Source organism: Bacillus sp. GW823-FHT06B01 (assembly GCF_058952315.1).
Genome location: NZ_JBXAHR010000012.1, coordinates 20,437 through 32,251 on the forward strand (window position 1 = coordinate 20,437; position 11,815 = coordinate 32,251).

9 protein-coding genes are annotated in these 11,815 nt (G+C 31.1%); all 9 read left to right on the plus strand.

What is annotated here, in order from left to right; genetic code table 11:
- Window positions 1-15 precede the first annotated feature (15 nt).
- The 9 genes from AC1Q8N_RS28080 to AC1Q8N_RS28120 all read left to right on the plus strand — a co-directional run bounded on the left by AC1Q8N_RS28080 (window position 16) and on the right by AC1Q8N_RS28120 (window position 11,645).
- Entirely contained in the window at window positions 16-1,197 is a 1,182-nt protein-coding gene (locus AC1Q8N_RS28080; protein ID WP_098080372.1) for a glycosyltransferase, read from the plus strand.
- 32 nt (window positions 1,198-1,229) lie between these two features.
- Window positions 1,230-2,429: a glycosyltransferase gene (locus AC1Q8N_RS28085; RefSeq protein ID WP_048544217.1), complete on the plus strand. Its 1,200-nt coding sequence runs from the start codon at window positions 1,230-1,232 to the stop codon at window positions 2,427-2,429.
- Window positions 2,430-2,566: 137 nt separating this feature from the next.
- Window positions 2,567-3,745 (plus strand): glycosyltransferase, encoded by a 1,179-nt coding sequence (locus tag AC1Q8N_RS28090; RefSeq protein WP_098069038.1) that lies wholly within the window; start codon window positions 2,567-2,569, stop codon window positions 3,743-3,745.
- 22 nt (window positions 3,746-3,767) lie between these two features.
- Window positions 3,768-4,736, plus strand: coding sequence for a glycosyltransferase family 2 protein (locus AC1Q8N_RS28095; protein WP_048544214.1), 969 nt, complete (start codon window positions 3,768-3,770; stop codon window positions 4,734-4,736).
- Window positions 4,737-4,857: 121 nt separating this feature from the next.
- Window positions 4,858-6,396: a lipopolysaccharide biosynthesis protein gene (locus AC1Q8N_RS28100; RefSeq protein ID WP_048544212.1), complete on the plus strand. Its 1,539-nt coding sequence runs from the start codon at window positions 4,858-4,860 to the stop codon at window positions 6,394-6,396.
- 264 nt (window positions 6,397-6,660) lie between these two features.
- Window positions 6,661-8,991 (plus strand): right-handed parallel beta-helix repeat-containing protein, encoded by a 2,331-nt coding sequence (locus AC1Q8N_RS28105; RefSeq protein WP_404519544.1) that lies wholly within the window; start codon window positions 6,661-6,663, stop codon window positions 8,989-8,991.
- A gap of 245 nt (window positions 8,992-9,236) precedes the next feature.
- Window positions 9,237-9,851 carry a sugar transferase gene (locus tag AC1Q8N_RS28110; RefSeq protein ID WP_098080368.1) on the plus strand — a complete coding sequence of 205 codons (615 nt, stop codon included), beginning with the start codon at window positions 9,237-9,239 and terminating at the stop codon, window positions 9,849-9,851.
- A complete protein-coding gene (locus tag AC1Q8N_RS28115) occupies window positions 9,848-10,480 on the plus strand; it encodes an acetyltransferase (protein ID WP_048544208.1) in 633 nt (210 codons plus the stop codon). The genes AC1Q8N_RS28110 and AC1Q8N_RS28115 overlap by 4 nt, the downstream gene beginning before the upstream one ends.
- A 16-nt stretch (window positions 10,481-10,496) precedes the next feature.
- Window positions 10,497-11,645 (plus strand): aminotransferase class I/II-fold pyridoxal phosphate-dependent enzyme, encoded by a 1,149-nt coding sequence (locus AC1Q8N_RS28120; RefSeq protein ID WP_048544270.1) that lies wholly within the window; start codon window positions 10,497-10,499, stop codon window positions 11,643-11,645.
- The last annotated feature ends 170 nt before the right edge of the window (window positions 11,646-11,815 follow it).

Sequence of the window (11,815 nt, forward strand, 5' to 3'; positions counted from 1 at the left end):
AGGGTAGTGATAGTTATGAAGAAAAAAATTTTATTCGTTATAGATTCGCTACAAAGTGGAGGAGCTGAAAAAAGTTTAGTTTCTTTACTTTCTTCATTTGATTATACGAAATATGAAGTTGATTTGTTAATGTTCTCTGCTAGTGGATTGTATTTACCATTACTTCCAAAACAGGTAAACGTTTTAGAAGTACCGACAATTATTAAAAGACAGGCTGAGAAATTTAATTATTTAATCAAACATAAATACTTTAAAGAGTTATTTCTTAGAGTTGGGGCTTCTATATCTCTTAGAAATCCATACATAAATAAAAAATTACATGCAGCTCAAGTAGTTTGGAGATGGGTGTCTAAAGGGATGGATAGTTTAAAGGAGACATATGATGTTGCCATAGCTTATAGTCAAGGAATGCCAACATATTTTGTGGCAAATAAGGTTTACGCGTGCAAAAAAATCGCTTGGGTGAATACGGATTATAGGTTAGCTGCATTTAATAAAGATTTTGACTTGAACTATTATGAGGAATTTAATGAAATAGTAGCTGTTTCCGATGGTTGTAAGGAAGTATTGATTCAAGAAATTCCTAAAATAGAGTCGAAAATTCAGGTTGTCTATGATATTATATCGCCGACGTTAATTAAATCGATGGCAAATGAGAGTGAAGGATTTAGTGATAAGTTTGAGGGATTACGAATATTAACGATTGGTAGATTAGTCTATGAAAAAGGATATGAATTGGCCATAGAAGCTTGTTATAAATTAAAGCAAAAAGGCTATAGATTTAAGTGGTATGTAATCGGCGAAGGAAATCTTCAAAGTGAACTCGAGGATAGGATAAGTAAATATAATTTACACGATACTTTTATATTATTAGGTACATACAAGAATCCCTATCCTTTTATAAAACACAGTGATATATATGTACAACCCTCTCGGTATGAAGGATTTGGCTTGGCGATAGCAGAAGCTAGAATATTTCAAAAACCTATAGTAGTAACCGATTTTGTTACAGTTCATAATCAAATCAAACATAGAGAGAATGGTTTAATAGTGAAGATGGATTCGGAAGCAATATATGAAGGAGTGAAAGAAATTATAGAAAACGATTTGCTAAAAAAACGGTTATTTGAAAATTTAAGGAAAGAAAAGGTTGGAACGGAAGAGGAAATTGAGAAGATATATGCTTCTTTCAATTAAAGGATTTTATAAATAGAAAGAATGGGGGAACTATGAAAAAGAGAATGCTTTTTATGATTATAAATATGAATATAGGTGGTACGGAGAAGGCCTTATTAAATATGGTAGCAGAAATCCCAAAAGAAAAATATGAAGTGACAATTTTAATGTTAGAGAAAAAAGGAGATTTTTTAAATTTTATTCCAAAGGGGGTTCGTATTGAGTATGTAAAGGGTTACGAGGAAATGCAATATATATTAAATAAACCAACACGAGTAGTTATAGCGGATTTTATAAAACAAAGAAAAATTGTAAAAGCGCTGCAACTGGCAGTGTTGTACGTAATCTCTAAGATTATGAAAGAACGGAGTGTTATTTTTAAATATTGTTTACAGAATTATGAAGATGCTTATAAAAATTATGATATTGCTATCGCTTATGCTGGGCCAATGGATTTTATTAGTTATTTTGTGGCAAATAAAGTAGAGGCTAGACGAAAGATTCAATGGATCCATTTCGATATTGAAAAGATATTTTTTAATAAGCATTTTGTTAACAAAGTATATAAAAAATTTCAACATGTTTTTGTAGTTTCAGATGTAGGAAAGATGAAACTTACTCAAACTGTTCCAGAATTGATAAATAAGGCAGAAACTTTTTTAAATATTATTTCACCTGAAATGATATGTAAGATGGCAAATGAAGGAATTGGGTTTGCGGATGATTTTGAGGGCGTAAGAATCCTTACTGTTGGTAGATTGAGTATAGAAAAGGGGCAGGATTTAACAATATCTGTGTTAGCTAGACTTAAAGAAGCTGGCTTCAATGTTAGATGGTATTGTATAGGGGATGGAAAGGAAAGAGGAATGTATGAAAAGCTTGTGAAGAATTACGATGTCCAGGGTGATTATATATTTTTAGGAGCAGTTTCGAATCCCTATCCATTTATGAAACAATGTGATTTATATGTACAACCGTCTCGATATGAGGGATACTGCATAACACTTGCAGAAGCTAGATGTTTTAATAACCCAATTATTAGTACAGATTTTACAGGAGCAAGTGAACAGATAATCCATAACCACAATGGATTAATCGTTCAATTTGACGAGCAGCAAATGTATGATTCTATTGTACAAATATTAAGTGATACATTGCTGGATGGACGGTTGAGAGAAAATATAGAAAAAGAAGTGGTAGATACGAGAGAAGAGTTAAAAAAGTTATATAGAATAGCCAATTCTAATATGTAACTTGTTTTAGAAGGTATTGTTATCGTATTACAGAAATATGGGCGGTTCGCTATTATAAATTATGTTTTTTGTGAAAACATCTTCGAGGGTGTTTTTTATTTTGATATAAAACTTTTAGGTGGTAGAAGGAGATAATTATGAAAAGAGTGCTATTTATGGTAAGTAGTATGAATATAGGTGGTGTAGAAAAATCACTTCTTTCTTTATTATCTGTAATACCAAAAGAAAAGTATGATGTCACAGTATTGATGCTGGAGAAGCGAGGGGGATTTTTAAAACAATTACCAAGTTGGGTAAAGATAGAAGAAGTTACTTGGTTTGAAAATATAAAGCCTAAAATTATGCAACCACCAAAGAAAACGATTAAAGAGTACTTTGAAAATGCAAAGTATATTAAGGGTTTAAATTTTTTATTCACTTATGTGGTATCAAAAAATTTAAAGGATAGATATGTTTTCTATAAAGAGATTTTTAAAGATATTCCACATAATAAGAATAATTATGATATAGCAATAGCATATCAAGGTCCTACTGACATAATTGATTATTATATAGTTAATAGAGTAACTTCAGAAAAGAAAATTTCTTGGATCCATTTTGATGTTTTTCAACATCAAGTTAATACAAAATTATATGAGAAATTATATAATCAGCTGGATAATATATATGTAGTTTCTAAAGAAGCACAAAAACATTTAATAGAGAAGTTTCCTAAAGTAAAAAGTAAGACAAGTGTCTTTTTAAATATTGTACTTCCAGATTTAATAAATGAAATGGCGAAAGAAAAAGTAGAATTTGATAATGAATATAAAGGTATGAAGATAGTAACAGTAGGTAGACTTTCGGAGGAAAAAGGTCAAGACATTGCAATTAAAGTTTTGTCAATGTTACGTAAGGAAGGGTATGAAGTACGGTGGTACTGTATTGGAGAAGGGGAAAATAGAACGTATTATGAGACGCTAATATGTAAATATAATTTAAAAAAGGACTTTGTATTAATGGGATCAACACAGAATCCTTATCCTTATATACATCGATCAGATATATATGTTCAAACATCTCGGCATGAAGGGTATTGTCTTACATTAGCTGAGGCAAAATGCTTAAAAAAGCCTATTGTAACGACTAATTTTACAGGCGCAAATGAGCAAATAATAGATGGATATAATGGTTTTGTTGCTGAATGTAATGAGGAAAGCCTATATTACAAGATTAAATATCTTTTGGATCAACAAAGAGTGCGTGAAGAGATAACGACTAATTTGTTAGAAGAGGAATTTAACAACTTAGAAAAGGTAAATCGTTTTTTAAGTTAATTGTAAATGAAAGGGTGCAATTATGAATCCTAAAATTAGTATTATTGTTCCCATTTATAAAGTTGAGCAATATATTCATAAATGTATTGATTCTATATTAAAGCAAACGTTCAAAGAGTTTGAGTTGATACTTGTTGATGATGGATCTCCTGATAGTTGTGGTGAGATTTGTGAAGGGTATGCGACTCAAGATAGTCGAATTAAAGTAATCCATAAGGAAAATGGTGGATTATCTTCAGCAAGAAATGCAGGATTAGAAGTAGCACAGGGAGATTATATAGGATTTGTTGATAGTGATGATTGGATAGAAGTGGATATGTATGAATTGTTATATGGTATGTGCCTAGAACAGGATTGTGATATAGCTATTTGTAGTAGTGAAATTCATTACAATGATAAAACGGTAATTTCAAGCAATCATCCGTTTGTTATTCATGATAGATATAGCGCGATGAAAGCGATGCTAGAAGGGAATTTGTATGATGAAGTTGTTTGGACTAAACTTTTCAAAAGACAGTTATTAGAGGGTATTAAATTTCCAGTAGGTATGTCATATGAAGATACAGCATTTACGTATAAAGCTATTCATAAGTGTAACAAAGTATGTTTTATAGGAGAACCTAAATATCATTATATAAAGCGTGATAATAGTATGATGGATCAGGCTGTAAAAGAGATTAAAATTGACTCAGTCTTAATTTATGATGAAATGTGTAAATTTATGGAGCGATATTATAAGGAGTTATATAACTTAGTTATATTAAAACTAGGAAATTGTTCGATGGTAGTATTAAATTTAATATCATTGAGTGGAAGACTTAATGAGCATAAGGGTAAATATTATAAGGTTATTAGTATATTGAATCGTTATTTTTATAAAACAATACGTTTAAAAGAGTATGGAAAAAGTGTAAAGTTTTTATTATTGGCAACCAAGTTACATCCATTATTGTATAAATTTTTAATTAATAATTTTGCAAAAAGGGGATAGATATGAAGAAGTGGCAGCTACAACTGGGATTTTAAAAAATAGGAGTGAGTATTATCCAAAATAATACAATTTTAATATTCACCTATCGATAGTTTAGTTTAACTTATGAAGGGGATTAATCATGCGAACGATGCATTCAATCAAGAATATATCAATAAGTATATTTTCTCAAATGGTTATTGTTATTCTAGGGTTTATATCTAGGAAAGTTTTTTTAGATAGTTTAGGAATAGAGTATTTAGGGATAGATGGCTTGTTAATTAATGTTTTATCCATGTTGGTGTTAATTGAAGCTGGTATAGGGGCAAGTATAGTATACAATTTGTATAAACCATTGGCAGAAAATAATCAGTATAAAATTATAGCTCTAGTTCAATTATATAAAAAAATTTATCAGATTTTAGCAATCATTATTCTAGTAATAAGTGCTATGATATATCCCTTTTTAAGTTATTTAATGAAAGATGGGGCGTCTATATCGAATGTTGCGATAATCTATTCGATATTCGTGGTAAAAAATGTAGTTACCTATTTAAATGCTCATAAGAGGTCTTTAATACAAGCAGATCAAAGAGGATACATATTGGCTAGGATGGATCTCTTATTTCAAGTGGTAACTACAATATTCAAAATATTTATACTGATGTACACGAAAGATTATATATTGTATTTAATTATAGAGTTGAGTATATATGTAATTCAAAATGTGGTAAACGGTAGGATTGTGAATAAGAACTATCCTTATATAAAGACAAAAAAGAAATATTCTATAGATAATGATACGAAAGAAAAATTAATTATAAATGTAAAGGCGATGTTTTTGCATAATATTGGAGGATATATTGTATTTGGAACTGATAATATACTGATTTCATCTTTTGTAGGTCTTGCTATGGTAGGGATATATTCGAACTATACAATGATAATAAATCAATTAGCAGCTGTAGTAAATCCTATATTAAATGGAATTGAAGCAAGTGTAGGAAATCTAATTGCAACTGAGAATAATGACAAAAATTATGTAATATTTAAAGTGGCTTATTTAGTGAATTTTTGGATCTTTTCTTTTTGTACCATATTTTTATTTAATCTGTTAGAGCCATTTATAGGGTGGTGGCTTGATAAGAAGTATTTATTAAATAACATAGTTTTTGTAGTGATACTCATTAACTTTTATTTAACAGGGATGCGAACCGCGATAGCTATTTTTAAAAATAAAGCGGGATTATTTGTACAAGATAAGTATATTCCATTAGTTGAAGCGATAATCAATTTAAGTTTATCTATTCTATTAGCTAACATATTTGGGTTGGTAGGTATATTCATAGGAACGGCGATTAGTACAATTGCTACTGTACTTTGGATTCAGCCTTATATTGTATATAAAAATCTTTTTAAGAAATCAGTTTGGAGTTATTTTACAACATACGTATTTTATATATTTTTAACTGTCGTAACAGGTTTCATTACTACAAGTATATGTAATTATTTCATAGAAGGTAGTACTTTTATTTCGTTAGTCGGAAAAGGTGTGATTTGCTTATTAGTACCAAATGTAATATACGTATTAACTTTTTATAAAAGCACAGAATTTCAATATATAAGGAATATCTTTAGTATGATGTTTTTACAAATTAAAAAGAAACGAAACGTTATTTAGGTATAAAAATTATGTACATTATATTGGTTTGAATTATTAAGGAAGTATATTGTTGTTGAAGCCTGTTAGTATGAAATGAAACTTGATTTTAATTAGAAAACGTGAATCATTAGCCCTAACATAGTATTTATATAATGCATAGTATTCTATTAAAGGGATACGTATGTAAGCATAATATAAAATATTTGTCCCCATGCACCGATAGAAGTTTGAATTTTCTGTCAAAATTTAACTTCTATCTTAGTTGGAGGTTATATATAAATCATGGCAAAATTTCAAGTGACATGTGTTTTGAAAGGGAATCTGCCTGTGTTAAGCGAGGGAGAATTTTGTTTTTGTATAGATACTTGTGAGTTATTTATTGGGACGAAAAAAGGGAATGTAAAAGTATCAACGGAGAATACATTTGAGAGGTTAGTAAGTAAACTTAAAAGCAATACATTTGGAAGTTCTAAGTCTAGAAAATCACTGATTGGAGAAACAGAATCTGCTAATGTGGTTTCGGGCACGTATTTTCTTGAGTTAGAGAGATGGAATGTTAAAAATGATGGAACGGACGCGGAGAATACTTCTAAAGGGATTAATAATGCATTATCATGGGCATCTCAACAAGGATTTATAGAAGTTGTTTTACCCATGGGGACATATTTAATTGATGAAAATACACCAGTTGAGCCACAAAGCTTTATGACTTTAAATTTAGGTGGATCGACTTTGAAAATAAGAAGTAATGGATTAGTAAAATATGCAATCGTACGATATCAAAGAAATCAAAAATTTTCTCGAGTTACGAATGGAAGGATTCAAGGGGATAAAGATACACATGATTATACAACGATTCCTCATACTCATGAATGGGGATATGGGATTGAAGTAGGAAATACGACTCCTGTTGAGGGGAGTAATATGAATTACATTTCAATAGATAATATGGAAATCTTAAATTGTACTGGCGATGGGATAGCGATGGAAAGTACATGGGGACAAATTGGAGAATATGATTTTGCTGGTACATTTGAAATAGGGGGGATTAGTGATGTCAATGGTTCCCTAATAGTAGATGATAATAAAATTAGATCGAATTTAAAAATAGATTTACATCATAGTAGCATTATAAAATGGGGATATTTCGGTTTGTATGGAGATGGCTATGGTGGAACTGGTTCAGAAATATATACAGAATTATATGATGTGTTATTTTATAAGACTGATAATACTTTTGTAACGGCTGCGAAGAGAGTAAAGTTTTTTGAAGAAGTGAGTGTTCCAAAAGAAGCAGATTATGCGAAAATAGTACTTCACCAAGGTACAATACCTGCAGAAAACGGTTGTAAAATAACTGTTAGAATTCCGGAATTTTCCCGAAATGTATTTATTGAGAAATGTAAAATACATGATTGTAGAAGGCTTGGGATAAGCGTATCTGGCGCGAAACAAATTTATATTAGAGATTGTGAAATTTACAAAATGAAAGGTACAGCGCCTCAGGGAGCAATAGATATTGAAGATGGATATCGATTAAATCAATATATAAACATTGAGCGTAATAACATATATGATAATCAGGGATATAACGTTGTTGTAGTCGGTGGTAGATATATTAATATCATTCAAAATAAATTAGTTAATAATTCATTAGTAGTAGGCGAAAATGTAGAGAAAGTGATTGTAAGCAATAATCACTTAAGGGAAGTAAGTTGTGTTTTAAGCGGAGAAGTAACTTTTACGAATAATCAAATGTATGCTACTCGAGTCACGATAGATCAAGGGGATAAAGAAGCACTTATTGGTAACTGTATTTTCCATAATAGCGCATTGTTAATGGGAAGAGATAAAGCATATTGTATTCAAGTGAACCAATGTGAATTTTTTAGTGATCGAGATTTATTTCATTCTTTTTCACAGTTAGGTTCAATAATTGGTTTTTCAGCAGAACCGCAAACTATATCAGATTGTGTTATTAAAGGAGGGGCTGTAGAGGGTACAAGTTTGACAGGCGTATCACCTGGTATGAAAAATGGATGGAGATTAAATAATATTTCTTTTATAGATACGAAACACCCGCAAGGAATCATTACGAATTTACCGCCAGGAGTATATACGGGATGTAAATTTGAGAACAGCGGTACAATATCATTTGTTACAAAAACTCCTCAAGCAGAATATGAATTTAATGGATGTTCATTTAGTTGGGATGCTTATAATCTTTTTACTGTTGAGTCTTCTCAAAGGATAGCAATGCTAAAAGTGAAAAATAGTAATTTTAGAGGAGGAAGATGGGGCTCAGCATTTTTTTTATGGGACATTGGTGGGAGAATAGAATTTAATAATAATGCATTTGAATACCTTAATTCGGAATCGACAGACAGTATAATTAATTTTTGGAATGAAACATTTACGAGTGAGTTTATGTTAATAGAAAATAATATATTTAGGTCAAATAAAAGTATGATAGGCGTGAATGCAAATCAGATTTCATCCTCAATCACTTTAATTTTTAAAGATAATATTGTTGACACAGTAATTATCAAATTAAGGGATGAACATATAAAAAAGGATAATTATATTAATGGCGTCTTTGATCCGTACATGTAAAGTTATAGAAACTAATGGAGTAACAGGTCCTTTGTAAATAAGCAGTGCTAGCCTATGGGAATATTCACATAGGCTAGCTATGTTTAAACTATTTGATGAGATAGAATTAATGAAAGATGACGTAATTAAACAAAACAAGGGGCAACTAACTGTAGTTGTCTTTTGTTTTGTTTAATTGCATATAAAGTTTTAAATGGTTCTTCGTGTTAGGGGTATTAAACGTAAATAAGTAAGGAGGATAGTACATGAAAAGAATTTTTGATGTATGTATTTCTTTATTGTTATTATTTGTATGTTTGCTTCCTATTCTTGTTGTAGCGATTTTAGTTAGGCTTAAATTAGGATCTCCTGTGCTATTTAAACAACAGCGTCCAGGACTGCATGGAAAACCGTTTAATGTTTATAAGTTTCGAACTATGCTAGATAAGAAAGGGAGTGATGGGGAATTACTTCCAGATCAAAATAGATTGACTACTTTTGGGGCAATTCTTAGAAAATATAGTTTAGATGAGTTACCCCAACTGATGAATGTTGTATGTGGTGATTTAAGTTTAGTAGGTCCAAGGCCATTATTGATGGAATACTTACCCCTATATTCTAGTAAACAGGCTAAAAGGCATAATGTAAAACCAGGAATTACGGGATGGGCACAAATAAATGGTAGGAATTTGATTACCTGGGAAGAAAAATTTGAATTGGATGTATGGTATGTGGAGAATCACTCTTTTTTACTAGACTTGAAAATAATTGTACTTACAATATTAAAAGTATTTAAAACAGAGGGAATAAATCATGTAGGGCATGTGACAATGGAGAGATTTACTGGAGGGAAAATAGAAATAAAGGGGGAGGGAAAATGAAAATTTTAATAATAGGATGTGGTGGGCATAGCAAGGTTGTGAGGGATATAATCTTATCAAATGAAGGATATGAAATAGTCGGTTATTTAGATGATTTGTACACAGATATAAATATTGTAGACAATCTTTATTTTGGAGCAATTGCAGATGCAAGGGAAATTATCAATAATTTTAATAATGTAAAGCTCGTGATTGCTATAGGAAATAATAAAATAAGAAGAGAAATTTCAGAAATATTAAATCAACCAAGTAGCATATATGCTACTTTAATTCATAAAACAGCCATTATAAGTTCAAATGCTTATATAGGAAACGGAACGGTAATTATGCCAAATGTGGTTGTTAATGCGGATACTTTCATCGGTAACCATACTATAATAAATACAGGCTCAATAATAGAACATGATAATATAATTGATGATTTTGTGCATATTTCACCACATGCTACACTTACAGGTTCTGTCACTATAGCAGAGGGGGCACATATAGGAGCATCAGCTACTATAATTCCAGGTGTTCAAATTGGTAAGTGGTCGATTGTTGGAGCTGGTTCTGTAGTTATAAACGATTTTCCATCTAATTGTACTGCTGCTGGTATTCCAGCCAAAGTTATTAATGTAGTAAATTGAGAGGAGATGAAGAATGATGATAAAAAATAAGGAGAAAATCTATCTTTCCTCTCCACACATGAGTGGAAATGAACAGAAATATATAAAAGATGCTTTTGATTCAAATTGGATTGCGCCTCTTGGTCCAAATGTAGATGAATTTGAAAGAGAGCTTGCTTCTTTTGTAGGAGTTAAAGGTGGGGCTGCGGTTAGTTCAGGGACTGCTGCCATTCATCTAGCTTTACGATTATTAAACGTTCAAAAGGGAGATACAGTATTTTGTTCAAGTTTCACTTTTGTAGCAAGTGCGAATCCGATTGTTTATTTAGGAGCTGAACCGGTATTTATTGACTCAGAACCGGAAACATGGAATATGTCACCACAAGCTCTAGCACTTGCGTTACATGATGCTGATAAAGCTGGGAAATTACCTAAGGCTGTCATTCTTGTTCATTTATATGGTCAGAGTGCGAAATTAGAAGAAATTCTTTCTCTTTGTAATCATTATGATGTTCCTATAATTGAGGATGCAGCAGAATCTCTTGGATCTACATATAAAGGAAAAGCAAGCGGTACATTCGGGAAGTTTGGTGTTTATTCATTTAATGGAAATAAAATTATTACAACTTCAGGTGGTGGAATGCTAGTTTCTAATGATGTAGAAGCATTGGAAAGAGCGAGATTTTTAGCGACACAAGCAAAGGATCCAGCTCCACATTATGAGCATAGTGAAGTAGGGTATAATTATCGAATGAGTAATATATTAGCTGGTATTGGAAGAGGACAATTAGAAGTGTTAGAAGACAGGGTGAAAGCTAGAAGATCTATATATAAACGGTATTACGAAGCACTATCTTTCATACCAGGCTTTTATTTTATGCCTGAATTAGAAAATACTTGTTCAAATCGTTGGCTCACTACATTGACAATTGATGAAAAGGAATCCGGGATTTCTATTGGAAAAGTGTTGAGCACTTTAGCAGAAGAGAATATTGAGGCGCGTCCTATGTGGAAGCCACTTCATATACAGTCGCTCTTTAAAAGGAAGAAGTATTATTCTCATAGTAAAAATGAAGATGTGTCGCAGCATCTATTTCAAAGTGGGATTTGTTTGCCTTCAGGATCTAATATGTTAGTTGAAGATCAACAAAGGGTCATTCAAGGCGTTTTAAAAGCTCTAAAATGAAAGAAATAAAGAGTAACTAAAAGTGGAATTAGATTTGTATACGTACGACTAACAGTTCTTTATAATGAATTTTTTGTGAAAAATATTTGAGGATATTCAGTTTAAATTGACATAAAAAGGATATAATGCTAGGTTTTAAATATCTAATCCTTAATCTACAAGCGAATTAA